The 15,545-nt window shown below is 70.0% G+C and carries 15 protein-coding genes and 1 tRNA gene; 2 read left to right on the top strand and 14 right to left on the bottom strand.

Annotated elements, in window-relative coordinates; genetic code table 11:
* Positions 1 to 167 precede the first annotated feature (167 nt).
* The 6 genes from Tther_RS07965 to tolB all read right to left on the bottom strand — a co-directional run bounded on the left by Tther_RS07965 (position 168) and on the right by tolB (position 5,195).
* A tRNA-Lys gene (locus Tther_RS07965) sits at positions 168 to 243 on the bottom strand.
* Positions 244 to 368: 125 nt separating this feature from the next.
* Positions 369 to 1,178, bottom strand: a complete 810-nt coding sequence (locus Tther_RS07960; RefSeq protein WP_143902668.1) for a tRNA threonylcarbamoyladenosine dehydratase — start codon at positions 1,176 to 1,178, stop codon at positions 369 to 371.
* The gene (locus Tther_RS07955) at positions 1,171 to 2,286 is read right to left on the bottom strand and encodes a YeeE/YedE family protein (protein WP_143902666.1); all 1,116 of its coding nucleotides are present in this window, start codon (positions 2,284 to 2,286) and stop codon (positions 1,171 to 1,173) included. The genes Tther_RS07960 and Tther_RS07955 overlap by 8 nt, the downstream gene beginning before the upstream one ends.
* Before the next feature lie 103 nt (positions 2,287 to 2,389).
* Entirely contained in the window at positions 2,390 to 3,214 is an 825-nt protein-coding gene (gene ybgF / locus Tther_RS07950) for a tol-pal system protein YbgF (protein WP_143902664.1), read from the bottom strand.
* Positions 3,215 to 3,225: 11 nt separating this feature from the next.
* On the bottom strand, positions 3,226 to 3,810 hold the full coding sequence (gene pal / locus Tther_RS07945) for a peptidoglycan-associated lipoprotein Pal (protein ID WP_143902662.1): 585 nt from the start codon (positions 3,808 to 3,810) through the stop codon (positions 3,226 to 3,228).
* Between the two features lie 44 nt (positions 3,811 to 3,854).
* Positions 3,855 to 5,195, bottom strand: a complete 1,341-nt coding sequence (gene tolB, locus Tther_RS07940; protein ID WP_143902660.1) for a Tol-Pal system beta propeller repeat protein TolB — start codon at positions 5,193 to 5,195, stop codon at positions 3,855 to 3,857.
* On the opposite strand from tolB, the gene msbA reads away from it, so the two are divergent.
* A complete protein-coding gene (gene msbA, locus Tther_RS07935; RefSeq protein ID WP_143902658.1) occupies positions 5,188 to 7,083 on the top strand; it encodes a lipid A export permease/ATP-binding protein MsbA in 1,896 nt (631 codons plus the stop codon). The genes tolB and msbA overlap by 8 nt on opposite strands.
* Before the next feature lie 9 nt (positions 7,084 to 7,092).
* Here the strand turns inward: msbA and rng are convergent, their stop codons facing one another.
* The 8 genes from rng to Tther_RS07895 are packed head-to-tail and all read right to left on the bottom strand — an operon-like array spanning position 7,093 to position 13,874.
* Entirely contained in the window at positions 7,093 to 8,577 is a 1,485-nt protein-coding gene (rng, locus tag Tther_RS07930; RefSeq protein WP_143902656.1) for a ribonuclease G, read from the bottom strand.
* Positions 8,578 to 8,590: 13 nt separating this feature from the next.
* Positions 8,591 to 9,253, bottom strand: coding sequence for a Maf family protein (locus Tther_RS07925; RefSeq protein ID WP_143902653.1), 663 nt, complete (start codon positions 9,251 to 9,253; stop codon positions 8,591 to 8,593).
* Positions 9,250 to 9,720, bottom strand: coding sequence for a 23S rRNA (pseudouridine(1915)-N(3))-methyltransferase RlmH (rlmH, locus tag Tther_RS07920; RefSeq protein WP_143902651.1), 471 nt, complete (start codon positions 9,718 to 9,720; stop codon positions 9,250 to 9,252). The genes Tther_RS07925 and rlmH overlap by 4 nt, the downstream gene beginning before the upstream one ends.
* On the bottom strand, positions 9,717 to 10,229 hold the full coding sequence (rsfS, locus tag Tther_RS07915; protein ID WP_143902648.1) for a ribosome silencing factor: 513 nt from the start codon (positions 10,227 to 10,229) through the stop codon (positions 9,717 to 9,719). The genes rlmH and rsfS overlap by 4 nt, the downstream gene beginning before the upstream one ends.
* Before the next feature lie 12 nt (positions 10,230 to 10,241).
* The gene (nadD, locus tag Tther_RS07910) at positions 10,242 to 10,883 is read right to left on the bottom strand and encodes a nicotinate (nicotinamide) nucleotide adenylyltransferase (protein WP_143902646.1); all 642 of its coding nucleotides are present in this window, start codon (positions 10,881 to 10,883) and stop codon (positions 10,242 to 10,244) included.
* The gene (gene hemF, locus Tther_RS07905) at positions 10,880 to 11,800 is read right to left on the bottom strand and encodes an oxygen-dependent coproporphyrinogen oxidase (RefSeq protein ID WP_143902644.1); all 921 of its coding nucleotides are present in this window, start codon (positions 11,798 to 11,800) and stop codon (positions 10,880 to 10,882) included. The genes nadD and hemF overlap by 4 nt, the downstream gene beginning before the upstream one ends.
* Positions 11,801 to 11,850: 50 nt before the next feature.
* Positions 11,851 to 13,140, bottom strand: coding sequence for a phosphoribosylamine--glycine ligase (gene purD / locus Tther_RS07900; RefSeq protein ID WP_143902672.1), 1,290 nt, complete (start codon positions 13,138 to 13,140; stop codon positions 11,851 to 11,853).
* 8 nt (positions 13,141 to 13,148) lie between these two features.
* Positions 13,149 to 13,874, bottom strand: a complete 726-nt coding sequence (locus Tther_RS07895) for a YebC/PmpR family DNA-binding transcriptional regulator (protein WP_143902642.1) — start codon at positions 13,872 to 13,874, stop codon at positions 13,149 to 13,151.
* Between the two features lie 125 nt (positions 13,875 to 13,999).
* On the opposite strand from Tther_RS07895, the gene Tther_RS07890 reads away from it, so the two are divergent.
* The gene (locus Tther_RS07890; RefSeq protein WP_143902640.1) at positions 14,000 to 15,526 is read left to right on the top strand and encodes a helicase HerA-like domain-containing protein; all 1,527 of its coding nucleotides are present in this window, start codon (positions 14,000 to 14,002) and stop codon (positions 15,524 to 15,526) included.
* Positions 15,527 to 15,545 lie beyond the last annotated feature (19 nt).

The following is a 15,545-nucleotide window of genomic DNA, read 5'->3' as shown; positions in this document are numbered from 1 at the left end:
CAGCTTCGCTCCACGCTTCCTCCCCACAATCGGTCACCCTCTTGCAGTTGCGCTTCGCTTCGTTCGCTGTGATCAACTTACGGGAGGACTTTCACCTCCAAGAGTGCGCCCGTGCCGGGCGCACATGAAAAAAGCCCGCGCAAGGCGGGCTAAGTGCTTGTTTTGCTTGGTGGGTCGTGCAGGATTCGAACCTGCGACCAACGGATTAAAAGTCCGCTGCTCTACCGACTGAGCTAACGACCCACGCTTTTGCTGACAAGCGTCAGCGAAAGATCGCATTATAGCGCCTTTTGCGCGGATTTTCGCCCCCCGCGCGGGCGCCGCAGCCTGTTGCGGCAACAGGGGTGGGGGCCGAGCCGCGGCGACCTTCAGCGAGCGGTGCGCGCCAGGGCGTCCATGACCCAGCCGGCCGCGCACATGCCAAAGGTGGCCGTGACCGCGACGCTGGAGCCGTAGCCGTGGCAGTTGAGCGAACCGTCCCCCGCGCCGCTGGCGTCGCAACCGGCCAGCGGTGCGCTGACCGGCTCGCGGCTGAACACGGCCGTTACGCCCAGGCGCCCCGCGCGGGGGGCGCCGTGCGCTTTGCGCAGCCGCTGGCGCAACTGGGCCAGCAGCGGGTCGTGGGTGGCATCGGCCAGGTCGGCAATTTCGACCCGTTCGCCGTGCCGCTTGCCCCCGGCTGCTCCCGCGGTGATGAACAGCGCCGTCTGCGTGCGCGCCCATGCGGCCAGGGCGACCTTGGCCGCCATGTTATCGCAGGCGTCGACGACGGCCAGCGCGCCTGCGTGGCCCTGCACGGCCTGGGCCTGGGCCAACAGCGCTGGCCAGTTGTCGGGGGTGACGAAGTCGTCGATCGCCAGCACGCGGCAGCCGGGGTGGATGGCGGCGATGCGCGCGCGCATCGCCTCGACCTTGGCTTGGCCGTACGCGCCGTCGAGCGCGTGGATTTGGCGGTTGGTGTTGGACTCGGCGATGTGGTCCAAGTCGATGAGGGTCAAACGGCCCACACCGCTGCGCGCCAGCGCCTCCGCCGCCCAGGAGCCGACCCCGCCGACGCCGACGACGATGACGTGCGCATCGGCCACCCGCTGCGCGCCCTGCGCGCCATAGAGGCGGCGCAAGCCGCCGAAGCGCCGCTCAAAATCGGGCGCGTCCAACGCCGATTGCGCCTCAGTCATGCTCGAGCAACCAGAGCTGGAAGCGCAGTCCCGCGAGTGCGCCCAGCACGATCCCCGCAAAGGCCACGGCACTGGTGACGCTCAGCGTGGACAAGCCGGACAGGCCCTGGCCGATCGTGCAGCCCATGGCGGTGACGCCCCCCACCCCCATGCACAGCGCGCCCACGATGTGCAGCGCGGTATCGCGCGTGCCGGCAAAGCCTTCCCAGCGGAAGGTGCGGGTGGCCACGGCGTGGACAAAGGCGCCGGCGACGACGCCCAGCACCGAGACCACGCCCAGCGTCAACACTTTGTTTTGGTCGCTGAAGTAGATCAACCAATCCAGGGTGTAGGCCATGGGCGCGGTAAAGGTCAGCGACTCCATGCGGCCGCTGTTGGTGGCCAGGTAGACCGCCTCCAGCGTCTCGGGGTGCTCGGGCACAAAACCCAGCCGCCCAGACACCCACCACATGGCGGCCGCACAGCCGCCGATGCCCACGCCCGCCAACCACGCCTGCGCGGAGCGCTGCACGCCCTCCCCCGCTGCGGCCCAGGCGATCAGCACCGCGCCGATGCCCACACCAACGATCAGGGTGGTGGTCGCCGGCGCCCAACCCAGCTGGGCGGCTAGCCAATCGGGCAACGCGCTGCCCGGCTCCATCTGAAAGGCCACGCGGTCCACCGTGCGGTCACGCAGCACCGCGGTGATGCCGCGCAGGGTGGCAAAGGCGGCCACCCCCATGACAAAAAACACCACCAGGCTTTTGAGGCTGCCCGCACCGATGCGAATGAGCGTTTTGCTGCCGCAACCGGAGGCCAGCACCATGCCAAAACCAAACAACGCGCCGCCCAGCAGCGCCGACAGCCAGATCACACGCCCGCTGTAGTAAATCGTCTGCGCGGGGTCGATCCAGCCCAGCGCGGCCATGGCGTGAAAGCCCACCATGGCCACCCCAATGGCCATGATCCACATGCGCATGCGCGTCCAGTCGCCCATGTTGACGATGTCGCTGATCGCGCCCATGGTGCAAAAGTGGGTGCGATGGGCAATGGCGCCAAAGAGGGCCGAGACGGCAAACGCCGCCCACAAAACGGTGGTGTGCAAGGATTGGAAGGCAGCAGCGTCCATGAGCGTATGTCCGTAGCGAGGGCGATTCTACCGGCCGCCGCCAAGCCACGCCGGCACGGTGTCGGCCGCGGCTGGGGCCGGGTATCACCCCAGCCAAGCGGGGTCAGCGCAGGCGGGCCAGGCGCTCGCGGGCGGTGGCGGCCGCCTCCGAGTCCGGATAGCGCTGCACCAGCGCCTGCCAGGTGGCGCGTGCGGCCTTGGCGTCCTTGAGCTCGAGCTGGCAGCTGGCGATGGCCAGCATGGCTTCTGACGCGCGCGGGTGTCGCGGAAACTGCTCCAGCAGGCGCTGGTAGCTCTCGATGGCCCGGCGGTAGTCACGCGCGGCATACAGCGCATTGCCCCGCCAGTACAGGGCCAGTGGGGCGTAGCCGCTGGTTGGGTATTGCGCCAAAAAGTCGCCGTACAACTGCGCGGCGCGGGCAAAGTCGGTGCCACGCAACGCCGCCATCGCGGCCTCAAAGGCCGCCTTCTCCTCGGGACGGGCGGTAAATTCGCTGCCTTCGAGGCTCACCTTGACGGGTTCCAGCGCGCGCAACCGGGTGTCCAGCGCGGCCAGGACATCGCGCTGTTGGCGCTGCAGCTCGGCCACATCGCGCGCCAATTGCTCCTGCTGCCCGCGCAGCGCGGCCAGTTCGCGGCGCAACCCCTCGATCTGATTGGCCATGTCGAGCAGCCCGCGCCGCGCGGTGTCGTCGCCGTTGCCCCACTGGCGCTGCAACGCCTCGAGCGTCTGTTGCTGCGCCTCGAGCGCCTGCCGCTGGGCCTCCACGCGGCCGCGCAAATCCAAAATGGCGCGGCGCGCCTCGTCATCCGAAAACAGCGCATGGGCCGGCTGGGCCAGCATGGCCAACAGCGCGGCGCCGGCCCACCATGGCCGCCAACGCCGCATCGGCGCGCGTGCATCGCCTCGGATGTCGTGGGATGGCATGGCGCGCTCGATCACCGGTAGGACAGTTCGACGCGGCGGTTGCGGCTCCAGGCCTCTTCACCGCTGCCTTGCACGGCCGGCTTTTCCTTGCCAAAGCTGACCGACTCCATCTGGCTGTCCTGCACACCCAGCAGGGCCAGCGCGCGGCGCACCGCGTCGGCGCGCTTTTGTCCCAGCGCCAGGTTGTACTCACGGCCGCCGCGCTCGTCGGTGTGGCCTTCGAGCACGACGCGGCGCTGGCGGTCGGCGTTGAGGAAGCGGGCATGCGCCTCCAGCGTTGGCATGAACTCGGGCTTGACGGTGTACGAGTCGAAGTCGAAGTAGATGATGCGCTCGACATTGGCGGGTGGCTGCGCCAGCTGGGCTTGCTCGGTCTGCACCGGCACCACGGTGCGGTTGTCCACCGGGGCCGCGCCTGCGCCCCCCGCCCCACCGGCGCCCGCCGCACCGCCGACGGGGGTTGCGGCGCGATCGGTCACCGGCGCGCTTTCATCGAGCTTGACGCTGGAGCAGCCGACCAGCACCGACGCGGCCAGCAGGGTCGCGACACCGCGCGCGGCGCGGCGTTGCCAAAGGGTTCGAATCGAGGTTTGCATGATGGACGGGGTTTTGGAAGAACGATGAAAACCGTGTGCAGCGCTCACGCGAGGAAGGGGCCCCAGTCGGGCTCACGCACCGCGCCGGCAGCCGCCAGCCGCGCCTTGATGCGGCCATCGAGCGTGGTGGTCATGAGCGACTCGCGTCCCTGCACCCGCGTTGCATACACGATGAGGCGGCCGTTGGGCGCGAAGCTGGGACTTTCATCGGCGTTGGTGTCGGTCAGGGTGGTGACGGTTCCGCTCGTCAGGTCCATGAGACGCAGCCGGTACGCGTCGCCAACGCGCGCGATGAAGGCCAGATGGCGGCCGTCGGGGCTGACCGCCGGCGAGATGTTGTAGTTGCCCTCGAAGGTCACGCGGGCGACGTCGCGCCCGTCGGGCGCCATGCGGTAGATCTGCGGCGAGCCACCCCGGTCGCTGACGAAGTACACCGTCTTGCCATCGGGCGCAAAGGCCGGCTCGGTATCGATGCCACCGGTTTGCGTGATGCGCTGCGGCGCGCCGCCCTCCACGTCCAGCGCGTAGATCTGCGAGCTGCCCGCCAGCGTGAGGGTGGCGTAGAGGCGCCGCCCATCGGGCGACCAGGCGGGCGCGCTGTTGGAGCCGCGGAAACTGGCCAGCAGGCGCCGCCGCCCGCTGGCGATGTCGTGCACATAAATGACGGGCTTGCGCGACTCGAACGAGACATAGGCCAGCTGCGCGCCGTCGGGCGACCAGGCGGGCGAGATGACGGGCTCGCGGCTGGTGAGCGCGGGCTGGGCATTTTCGCCGTCGGCGTCGGCCACCCACAATTGGTGCCGCTCACCTTGGCTGGAGACGTAGGCGATACGGGTGGAAAAGACCCCGCGTTCGCCCGTGAGCTTTTCGTACACGTAGTCCGCGATGCGGTGGGCGGCCAGGCGCAAATCGGCCGCGCGCACCGGATAGCTCAGGCCGCCCAGGTCGGCGGCGCGCACCACGTCCCAGAGCCGAAAGCGCACGTCGTAGCGGCCATCGGCCAGGCGCTGCACGCTGCCAACGACCAGGGCGTCCGCGCCCTGACCGCGCCATGTGGCCGGATCGGGCCGGCTGCTTTCGTCCAGGCCCGCGGCGTTGCTGGGCACCTGCCGCAATTGGCCGCTGCGCACCAAATCGGCGGCGACGATGGCCGCGACGTCCTGCGGCAAGCCGCCGGGCGTGCGAAACGGCGCGATGGCAAACGGGATTTGCGGCACGCCCACGCCGGTGACTTCGACCCGAAACTGGGCCGCCGCAGGCGCCCACCACGCCGCTGCCGCAGCCCCCCCAGCCGCGGCCAACCACTGGCGGCGCGACTGGGATTGGCCCCGGAGGGCAGCCAACAACGGTGAAACGGGCAAGGCGCTGCGGGTCACGATGGTCATCAGAACACGGGCAAGCCCGATAATACCAACAGTCCATCTGCCGTCTGCCCTGTCCGCCTTGTCCGAGCCCATTGCCCCGCCCGACCCGGCGGCCCCACCTGCCAGCCCGTCGCCCATCCCAGCCCGCCTGTACCCGCGGCTGCGGCGCCTGTGGCCCTACTTCCGGCCTGCGCGGGCGGGGTTGATCTGGGCCATGCTGGGGGCGGTGCTGGCCGCGTTGACCGAGCCGGCCATCCCCGCCCTGCTCAAGCTGCTGCTCGACGAAGGGTTCATCGCCGGCGGCCTGCCGCTGTGGACGGTACCGGTGGCGCTGATCGGGCTGTTTGCGCTGCGCGGCATGGCCACCTTCGTGGCCCAGTACGGCTTGGCCTACACCGCCAACGGCGGCATGCTGGCGCTGCGGCGCGCCATGTTCGAGCGCCTGGGCGAGGCGGATTTGCGCCTGTTTGCCGATCAAAACGCCAGCCGCCTGTCCAACACGCTGGTGTACGAGGTGCAAAACGGCGCCAGCCAACTCGTTGGGGCGCTGCTGACGCTGGCGCGCACCGTGCTGACCATCGCCGCGCTGCTGGCGTATTTGCTGTGGCTGAACTGGCAGTTGACGCTGATCGTGTTGGCGATGTTTCCGCCGCTGTCGTGGGGCATGAAGGTGCTGTCCAAACGGCTCTACGGCGTGACGCGCCGCAGCCAACACGCCACCGACGATTTGGCCTATGTGGTGGAGGAAAACGTGCTGGCCCACCGGCTGGTGCGCCTGCATGGCGCGCAAACGCACCAGCAGCAGCGCTTCGAGCGGCTCAGCAGCACCTTGCGCGGCCTGGCGCTCAAGAGCACCGTGGCGGCCGCCCTGATGACCCCGCTGTCGCAAATCCTGGCCGCCACCGCGCTCTCGGCGGTCATCATGGTGGCGCTGCACCAGGCCTCTGGCGGGGTGTCGGTGGGCAGCTTCGTCGGCTTTGTGACGGCCATGCTGATGTTGATCGCGCCCATCAAGCAGCTGGCCGACATCGCCACACCGATCACCCGCGGGCTGGCGGCGCTGGAGCGCGGGCTGGCCTTGATCGAGGAGACCCCCGTGCAAACCGGCGGCCAGCACGACCCGGGACGGGCGCGGGGGCGCATCGCGTTCGAGGATGTGTGGGTGCGCTACGGGCAGCGGCCGGGCGCGGCGGTGCGCGGCGTCACCCTGCACATCGAAGCCGGTGAGGTGGTGGCGCTGGTGGGGCCGTCGGGGTCGGGCAAGACCACGCTGGTCAACCTGCTGCCGCGCTTCGTGGAGGCCAGCCGGGGCCAGGTGCGCCTGGACGATGTGGATGTGCGCGCGTGGAACCTGGCGGCGCTGCGCCGCCAGTTCGCGGTCGTGAGCCAGGACGTGGTCATGCTCAACGAGAGCGTGCTGGCCAATGTGGCCCTGGGCGATCCGCACCCCGACGAAGCACGCGCACGCGCGGCGCTGGCCGCCGCCAACCTGGGCGACTGGTGGCCCGCGCTGCCCCAGGGGCTGCACACGGTGGTGGGACACAACGCCGCGCAGCTCTCGGGCGGGCAGCGCCAACGGCTGGCGATTGCGCGCGCGATCTACAAGGATGCGCCGGTGCTCATCCTGGACGAAGCCACCTCGGCGCTGGACACCGAATCGGAGCGCTTGGTGCAGGAGGCGCTGCGCCACCTGATGGCGGGGCGCACGACGCTGGTGATTGCGCACCGCCTGTCCACCATCGAGCACGCAGACCGCATCGTGGTGTTGGAAGCCGGGCAGGTGGTCGAGCAGGGCCGCCATGCCGCACTGCTGGGCGCGGGGGGCCTGTACGCGCGGCTGTACGCGCACGGTCGCGGGGGCTGGCTCGACGATGGCGAGGCGCCCGCCACCGAGACCGCGCCGGGATGAGCCTGGGCCCTACAGCAGCACGATGTCGTACTGCTCCTGGGTCATGCTGCTTTCGCTCTGCAGCGAAATCGGCTTGCCGATGAAATCCGACAGCCCGGCCAGGTGCGTGCTTTCCTCGTCCAAAAAACGCTCGATGACCTGCGGGGCGGCGATGATGCGAAACTCGCGCGGGTTGAAGGCACGGGCTTCGCGCAGGATTTCGCGCAGGATGTCGTAGCACACGGTGCCCGTGGTGCGCACGCGCCCGCGCCCGTCGCAGGCGGGGCAGGGTTCGGTGAGCATTTGCGCCAGCGACTCGCGCGTGCGCTTGCGCGTCATCTCCACCAAACCCAGCGGCGAAAACCCCCCGATCACGGTCTTGACACGGTCGCGCGCCAGTTGTTTGCGCAGCTCGGCCAGCACCGCCTCGCGGTGGTCGTCGCGCACCATGTCGATGAAATCGATGATGACGATGCCCCCCAGGTTGCGCAGACGCAGCTGACGCGCGATGGCCTGCGCCGCCTCGAGGTTGGTGCGAAACACCGTATCGTCGAAATTGCGCACCCCCACGAAGCCGCCGGTGTTGACGTCGATGGTGGTCAGTGCCTCGGTCTGGTCGATGACGAGGTAGCCGCCCGATTTGAGGTCCACGCGGCGTCCCAGGGCGCGCTCGATTTCCTCGTCCACACGGTACTGGTCGAACAGGGGCCGCTCGCCACGGTAGAGCACCAGGCGGTCGGCCACTTGGGGCGTGAACTCCTGGGCAAAAGCGTGCAACGCGGCAAACTGCTCGCGCGAATCGACCTGGATGCTGCGCGTCTGCGCCCCCGCCATGTCGCGCAGCACGCGCTGCGCCAGGCTCAGGTCCTGGTACAGCAGCGCGGGCGGGGCCTCCTGCACCGCGCGCTCGCGGATGCGCGCCCAGGTCTTGCGCAAGTAGGCGATGTCGTCGGCCAGTTCCTCGTCGCTGGCGTCTTCGGCGTTGGTGCGCAAGATGAAGCCGCCGCCGCCCTCCCCCACCAGGGCCAGCAGCCGCTGGCGCAGCGCCTCGCGCTGGGCGGTGGGGATTTTCTGCGACACGCCGACGTGGTTGTCCTGCGGCAAAAACACGAGCAAGCGCCCGGCGATGCTGATTTGTGCGGTCAGGCGCGCGCCCTTGGTGCCGATCGGGTCCTTGAGCACCTGCACCAGCAGCGACTGGCCTCCAAAGATCTGGCGCTCGATCGGCGGCACCGGCGCGGCCTCGGCCTCGGACGGCCGCGCGCCCCCATAGCGGGCGTTGATCTGCGGCAGCAGGTCCGCTACGTGCAAAAACGCGGTGCGCTCGAGCCCAACGTCGATGAACGCCGACTGCATACCCGGCAGCACGCGCTGCACCCGGCCCAGGTAGATGTTGCCGACCAGCCCGCGCTCGAGGGTACGCTCCAGCAACACCTCCTGCACCGCGCCCTGCTCGATCAGGGCCACGCGCGTCTCCTGCGGGGACCAGTTGATGAGGATGTCGTGCTGCGCCATGGTGGCGATGAGCTTACCGCAGCACGAGGCCGGCGCGCTGCAGCAGCTGCGCCGTCTCGTAAGCAGGCAATCCGACGATGCCGCTGTAGCTGCCGGTGATGCGGCGGGCCCAGCGCCCGGCACGCCCCTGGATGCCGTAGGCACCGGCCTTGCCAAAGGGCTCGCCGCTGGCGATGTAGGCGGCGATCTCGGCCTCGTCCAACGGTTTGAACGTGACGCTGGAGCGGTTGATGGCCAGCCATTCGCGGCGGGCACGGGGTGGCTCGCTGCGCCCCGCGACGGCCACGGCCACCGCCGTCAACACCTGGTGCCGCCGACCGGACAAGCGCCGCAGCATGCGCGCGGCATCTGCCGCATCGGCGGGTTTGCCCAGGATCGCCATCCCATCGGCCACCGTGGTGTCGGCGCACAGCACCACGCCCGGAGGCCAGCCGCGCTGGCGCCAGCGGTCGAGCGCGGCGTGCAGCTTCAGGCGCGTGACGCGCCGCACGTAGGCCAGCGGCGTCTCGCCCGACTGCACGCTCTCCAGGGCTTCGGCGTCTTCGCCCGCGTCGGGCAGCAGGGGCACGCAGACCACGCCCCATTGTTCGAGCAGCTCGCGCCGGCGCGGACTTTGCGAAGCCAGGTAAACCCAGGGGCGATCGTCGGTGGGCACGGCCGGAGGGTGGGGGCTCATTCGCGGTGGTACGGGTGGCCGGTGTTGAGGGACCAGGCGCGGTAGAGCTGCTCGATGAGCAGCACCCGCGCCAGCGCGTGCGGCAGGGTCAGGTCGGACAGGCGCAGCCGGTGGTCGGCGCTGGCGCGCAACCCCGGGTCGAGCCCGTCGGGCCCACCGATCAAAAAGGCCACGTCACGTCCGTCGCGTTGCCAGTCCAGCAAGCGCTGCGCCAGCTCGCGCGTGGTGCAGCGCTCGCCGCGCTCGTCGAGCACGACGATCCGCGCCCCCTTGGGGCAGGCGGCTTCCAGGCGCTGGCGCTCGGCGGCCATCAGCACCTCCGGTGGTTTGCCGCCGCTGCGGGGTTCGGCCTTGACGGTGTGCAGGTGCACCCGCGCCTCGGCCGGGAAGCGCTTGGCGTAGTCGTCGTACGCGGCCTGCGCCCACGCCGGCATGCGCTGGCCCACGGCCAGCAGATGCCACTTCATGCGTCGTCGCGGGTTTTGCGGCGGCGCGCGCCCCCGGCATCGGCAGCGGCCCCCTTCGCCTCGGCGGCGCCTTGGCGGGGCGTGCGCGTGCGCGCGGGCTTGGCCGCCGTGACAGCGCTGGCCGCTTGCGCGACAGCGGGCGGGGGTGTCTTGCGCAGGCGCACCGGCTTGCCCCCCCAGATGTCTTCCAGCCGGTAGTACTGGCGTATCGCCGGCTGCATCACGTGCACCACGGCCGCGCCGCAGTCCACGATGATCCACTCGCCGTTGTCCTCGCCTTCCACGCGGGGCTTGGCAAAGCCGGCTTCGGCCACCTTGTCGCGCACACTGGCGGCCAGCGCCTTGGTTTGGCGGTTGGACGTGCCACTGGCGATGATGACCCGTTCGAACAGCGGGGTCATGGCCTCGGTGTTGAAGACGCGTATGTCTTGCGCCTTGACGTCCTCGAGCCCGTCGACGATGGCGCGCTGGAGTTTTTGAATGTGGCGTTGGGCGGCGGTAGCGGTCATGAATGCGGTTGGTCAAGCGTCCGGCGTGGGCGATGCGTAGAGCCGGTGGTCAGAAATATAGCGCGCGACGGCCGGCGACACCAGCGCCTGCGCATCGGCGCAGGGCGGCACACCGTCGTGCCACAGGGCGCGCAGGGCGGTTGCGCTCACATCCAGCGGCGGCACGTCGAGGACGACATGGGGCAGCCCCACGGTGGCCAAATCCGGCAGCGGCGCCTGTGGGCCGGCCAGTGGCCGGTTGGCCACGGCCACGGTGCACAGGCGCAGGATGTCGGCCCAGCGGTGCCAGGTGCGGATGGCCAGCCACTGGTCCGCGCCGACGATCAGAAACAGCGCGGCATCGGGGTGTTCGGCATGCAGCTCGGTCAGGGTGTCCACCGTGTAGGTGGGGCCGCGGCGGTCGATTTCGCGCCGGTCGACACGCACCCCGGGCAGATCGTCGAAGGCCAGGTGACACATCGCCAGGCGGTGCGCCCCATCGCTCAGCGCCCGGGCCTTGTGCCAAGCCTGCCCGGTGGGCACGATCAGCAGCGCATCCAGCGCCAACTGCCGCAAGGCGGCTTCGGCCACGGCGCGGTGCGCGCGGTGCGGGGGATCGAACGCGCCGCCAAAGACGCCCAGGCGTCCCAGCGGCGCCGCCGGCCTTGCGGTCACAGCCAGTCCCGGCGCACCAAAAATTCGGTCAGCAGCCGGTGTTCGGGCGTTCCGGGGCGGGGCCGCTCGTCGTAGGCCCAGCGCACCAGGGGCGGCATGGACAGCAGGATCGACTCGGTGCGGCCGCCCGACTGCAGCCCGAAGTGCGTGCCGCGGTCCCAGACCAGGTTGAACTCGACGTAGCGGCCACGGCGGTAGAGCTGGAACTGGCGCTCGCGCTCGCCGTAGGGCGTGCCGACGCGGCGCTGCACGATGGGCACGTAGGCGTGCAGGAAGGCGTCGCCCACGGCGCGCGTCATCGCAAAGCCGCCCTCGAAGCCCAGCTCGGCAAAATCGTCGTAAAAAATCCCGCCGATGCCGCGCTGCTCGCCACGGTGGCGCAGGCAGAAATAGTCGTCGCACCAGGCTTTGAAGCGCGGGTATTTGTCGGCCCCGAAGGGTGCCAGCGCCTGCGCGCAGGTGCGGTGAAAGTGCACCGCGTCCTCCTCGAACCCGTAGTAGGGGGTGAGGTCCATGCCGCCACCAAACCAGCTCACCGGCTCACCGCCGTGCACCGGGCGGGCGGTGATCATGCGCACGTTCATGTGCACGGTGGGCACGTACGGGTTGCGCGGGTGAAACACCAGCGAGACGCCCAGCGCCTCGAAGGGGGCGCCGGCCAGCTCCGGCCGGTGCTGGGTGGCCGAGGGCGGCAGCTTGGGCCCGCTGACGTGCGAAAAGCCGCAGCCGGCGCGTTCGAACACCTCGCCGCCTTCCAGGATCTGCGTCACGCCGCTGCCTTGCAGGGGCTCGCCGGGCGCCTTCTCCCATGCGTCGGAGAGGAAGGACTTGCCATCGATTTCGGAAATGGCGCTGGTGATGCGCTGCTGCAGGCCGAGCAGGTATTCGCGCATCAGGGTCACGGGCTCGTGGGCCATGGTCTCCTCCGGTCGGGACGCTGGGGTCACAGGCGGGGCCAACGGCGGCATCAGCCCGGCGGGCGCGCCAGCGCCCGGTGGCCGATGTCGCGTCGGTATTGCATGCCCTCGAAGGCGATGGCCTCGACCAGCGCATAGGCGCGCGCACGGGCGCTGGCCACATCCGCGCCCAAGGCGGTGGCGCACAGCACCCGCCCGCCACTGGTCACCAGTTGCCCCTGCTGCAGCGCGGTGCCGGCGTGGAAGACCACGGCATCGTCGGCATCCGCCGGCAGGCGGGTGATGACGTCGCCCTTGCGCGGCTGCAGCGGATAGCCCTCCGCGGCCACCACCACCCCCAGCGCCACGCGCGGGTCCCACGCCAGCGACACGGTATCGAGCCGCCCCTCGGTGGCGGCCCACAGCACCTCGAGCAGGTCGGAGCGCAGGCGCATCAGGATGGGCTGCGTCTCCGGGTCCCCCATGCGGCAGTTGAACTCCAGCGTCTTGACCGTGCCGTCGGGCGCCACCATCAAACCGGCGTACAAAAAGCCGGTGTAGGGCGTGCCTTCGGCCGCAATGGCGCGCACGGTGGGCTCGATGACCTCGCGCAGCGCGCGCTCGTGCACGGCCGGCGTGACCACGGGCGCGGGCGAGTAGGCCCCCATGCCGCCCGTGTTGGGCCCGGCGTCGCCGTCGAGCAGGCGCTTGTGGTCCTGGCTGCTGGCCAGGGGCAGCACGTGCTCGCCATCGACCAGGGCGATAAAGCTGGCTTCCTCGCCTTCGAGGTACTCCTCGATCACCACGCGCGCGCCGCCTTCGTTGTGCGCAACGCCCAGTTTGTTGTCCACCAGCATGAAGTCGATCGCCTCATGCGCTTCGGCGGCGGTCATGGCCACCACCACGCCCTTGCCCGCTGCCAGGCCGTCGGCCTTGACCACGATGGGCGCGCCGACCCGCTCCACGTAAGCGTGTGCCGCCGCGGGGTCGGCGAAGGTGGCGTGCGCCGCCGTGGGGATGCCATGCCGCTGCATGAAGGCCTTGGCGTAGGCCTTGGAGCTTTCCAGCTGCGCCGCGGCGCGCGTGGGGCCGAAGATGCGCAGGCCCGCGGCACGAAACGCATCGACGATGCCCGCCGCCAGTGGTGCCTCCGGGCCGACCACGGTGAGGCCAATGCGCTGCGCCAGGGCCCAGTCGCGCAGCGCCGCGATGTCGCTGATGGGCACATTCTCCAGCGCCGGGTCACGCGCCGTGCCGCCGTTGCCGGGTGCCACATAGACGCGCTCGGCCCGCGGCGATTGCTTGAGTTTCCACGCCAGCGCATGCTCGCGGCCGCCGCCGCCCACCACCAGCACCCGAATCGGTTCGTTCATTCCGGCAATTCCGCGTTGTGGAAGACGTCCTGCACGTCGTCCAGATCCTCGAGCGCATCGAGCAGTTTTTGCATGCGTTGCGCATCCTCGCCCTCCAGCACCACGGTGTTGGCGGGCCGCCAGGTCACCTCGGCCATGGCCGGCTGCAGCCCCGCCGCCTGCAAGGCGTCGCGCACGGCCTCGAACTGCGCAGGCGCGGTCAGCACCTCGATCGAGCCATCGTCCTGCGTGACGACGTCGTCGGCGCCCGCTTCCAGCGCCACTTCCATCACCTTGTCCTCGCTGGTGCCGGGCTCGAAGACGATCTGCCCGCAGTGCTGGAACTGGAACGCCACCGACCCCTCGGTGCCAAGGTTGCCGCCGTGCTTGCTGAAGGCGTGCCGCACCTCGGCCACGGTGCGCACGCGGTTGTCGGTCATGCAGTCGACGATGACCGCCGCGCCGCCGATGCCGTAGCCCTCGTAGCGCACCTCCTCGTAGTTGACGCCCTCGAGGTTGCCGGTGGCCTTGTCGATGTTGCGCTTGATGGTGTCGGCCGGCATGTTGGCGGCCTTGGCCTTTTCGATGGCCAAGCGCAGCCGCGGGTTGGCCGCCGGATCGCCGCCACCCTGGCGTGCCGCGATCATGATTTCGCGCACCACGCGCGTCCAGATGCGCTGGCGCTTTTCATCCTGGCGCGCCTTGCGGTGCTGGATATTGGCCCACTTGGAATGTCCTGCCATGCAAACCTCGTCGATTCCGTCGCGATAATCGGGTCAGGCTGCCCGTTGGGGTAACCCGGTATTCTACGCCGGCCACCACCGCGGCCAGCCAGCCACCCCCGCTTGACGACCCGCACCCGCAGACCATGACCGAACCCATCCTGATCGCCCGCCGCGACGCCACCGAATGCCTGCTGCTGCCCGACAAGGCCAACCGGCACGGCCTCATCACCGGCGCCACCGGCACCGGCAAGACCGTGACGCTGCAAACCCTGGCCGAGGGCTTTTCGCTGCGCGGGGTGCCGGTGTTCATGGCCGACGTCAAGGGGGATCTGACCGGCATCAGCCAGCCCGGCCGCATTGAAGGCAAGCTGGCGCAGGTGCTGGCCGAGCGTGGGATCGCGCCGCCAGCGCCCACCGCCTGCCCCGTCACGCTGTGGGACGTTTATGGCGAACAGGGCCACCCGGTGCGGGCGACCGTCAGCGACATGGGGCCGCTGCTGCTGGCGCGCATGCTGGGCCTCAACGAGACGCAGACCGGCGTGCTGCACCTGGTGTTCAAGATCGCCGACGATCAGGGGCTGCTGCTGCTCGACCTCAAGGATTTGCGGGCCATGCTGCAGCACGTCGGCGACAATGCGCGTCAGTTCACCACCGAATACGGCAACGTCAGCGCCGCCAGCATCGGCGCCATCCAGCGCGGCCTGCTGGCACTGGAGCAGCAAGGCGCGGACCGCTTCTTTGGCGAGCCGATGCTCGACATCGCCGACCTGATGCAAACCGTGGACGGGCGCGGCGTGGTCAACATCCTGGCGGCGGACAAGCTGCTCAACGCCCCACGCCTGTACGGCACCTTTTTGCTGTGGCTGCTGTCCGAGCTGTTCGAGGCGCTGCCGGAAGTCGGCGACCTGGACAAGCCCAAGCTGGTGTTTTTCTTCGACGAAGCGCACCTGCTGTTCGACGATGCGCCCAAGGTGCTGGTCGAGCGCATCGAACTGGTGGTGCGGCTCATCCGCTCCAAGGGGGTGGGCGTTTTCTTCGTCACCCAAAACCCGCTCGACATCCCCGACAGCGTGCTGGGGCAGCTGGGCAACCGCGTCCAGCACGCGCTGCGCGCCTTCACGCCGCGCGACCAAAAGGCGGTCAAGGCCGCGGCCCAGACCATGCGCCCCAAGACTGGGCTCGACCTGGAGGCCGCCATCACCGAGCTGGGCGTGGGTGAGGCGCTGGTAAGCCTGCTCGACGCCAAGGGCCGGCCCAGCGAAACCGAGCGCGCCTGGGTGTTGCCACCGGGCAGCCGCCTGGGCCCCATCACCCCGGAGGAGCGCCGCGTGCTGCTGCGCCAGTCGCTGGTGGCGGGGGTGTACGACCAGACCGTGGACCGCGAAAGCGCCTACGAGCGCTTGCGCGCCGGCCACGCGGGTGCGCCCGCCCCGGCGGCCGGCAACGCCCCGCCCAACGCCGCGGCGGATGCAACGCCGGGGTCGGGCGGTTTGGCCGCCAAGGTGGGCGAAGCGCTGTTCGGCCGTACCGGCCCACGCGGCGCCCAGTACGACGGTCTGGTGCAAACCGTGGTCAAAACGGCGGTGCGCCAAGTGGGCACCCAGCTTGGCCGTCAGTTGGTGCGGGGGCTGTTGGGCGGCCTCGTGGGCGGCAGCGGGCGGCGGCGCTGAGGGGGCCATCCCCTGCCCC

Origin of the sequence: Tepidimonas thermarum, assembly GCF_007556705.1 — a bacterium.
Lineage (GTDB): Bacteria > Pseudomonadota > Gammaproteobacteria > Burkholderiales > Burkholderiaceae_C > Tepidimonas > Tepidimonas thermarum.
The sequence above is the reverse complement of the archived record's forward strand: the minus strand, read 5'-3'. Positions and strand labels throughout refer to the sequence as shown.

What these genes read in the sequence shown, in the direction of transcription:
- ybgF (WP_143902664.1), bottom strand. Translation starts at nt 3,214, where the DNA reads ATGCCATCCCACGACATCCGAGGCGATGCACGCGCGCCGATGCGGCGT.
- tolB (WP_143902660.1), bottom strand. Translation starts at nt 5,195, where the DNA reads ATGACCATCGTGACCCGCAGCGCCTTGCCCGTTTCACCGTTGTTGGCT.
- Tther_RS07925 (WP_143902653.1), bottom strand. Translation starts at nt 9,253, where the DNA reads ATGAGCCCCCACCCTCCGGCCGTGCCCACCGACGATCGCCCCTGGGTT.
- pal (WP_143902662.1), bottom strand. Translation starts at nt 3,810, where the DNA reads ATGCAAACCTCGATTCGAACCCTTTGGCAACGCCGCGCCGCGCGCGGT.
- msbA (WP_143902658.1), top strand. Translation starts at nt 5,188, where the DNA reads ATGGTCATCAGAACACGGGCAAGCCCGATAATACCAACAGTCCATCTG.
- Tther_RS07895 (WP_143902642.1), bottom strand. Translation starts at nt 13,874, where the DNA reads ATGGCAGGACATTCCAAGTGGGCCAATATCCAGCACCGCAAGGCGCGC.
- Tther_RS07960 (WP_143902668.1), bottom strand. Translation starts at nt 1,178, where the DNA reads ATGACTGAGGCGCAATCGGCGTTGGACGCGCCCGATTTTGAGCGGCGC.
- rlmH (WP_143902651.1), bottom strand. Translation starts at nt 9,720, where the DNA reads ATGAAGTGGCATCTGCTGGCCGTGGGCCAGCGCATGCCGGCGTGGGCG.
- hemF (WP_143902644.1), bottom strand. Translation starts at nt 11,800, where the DNA reads ATGGCCCACGAGCCCGTGACCCTGATGCGCGAATACCTGCTCGGCCTG.
- Tther_RS07955 (WP_143902666.1), bottom strand. Translation starts at nt 2,286, where the DNA reads ATGGACGCTGCTGCCTTCCAATCCTTGCACACCACCGTTTTGTGGGCG.
- rng (WP_143902656.1), bottom strand. Translation starts at nt 8,577, where the DNA reads ATGGCGCAGCACGACATCCTCATCAACTGGTCCCCGCAGGAGACGCGC.
- rsfS (WP_143902648.1), bottom strand. Translation starts at nt 10,229, where the DNA reads ATGACCGCTACCGCCGCCCAACGCCACATTCAAAAACTCCAGCGCGCC.
- Tther_RS07890 (WP_143902640.1), top strand. Translation starts at nt 14,000, where the DNA reads ATGACCGAACCCATCCTGATCGCCCGCCGCGACGCCACCGAATGCCTG.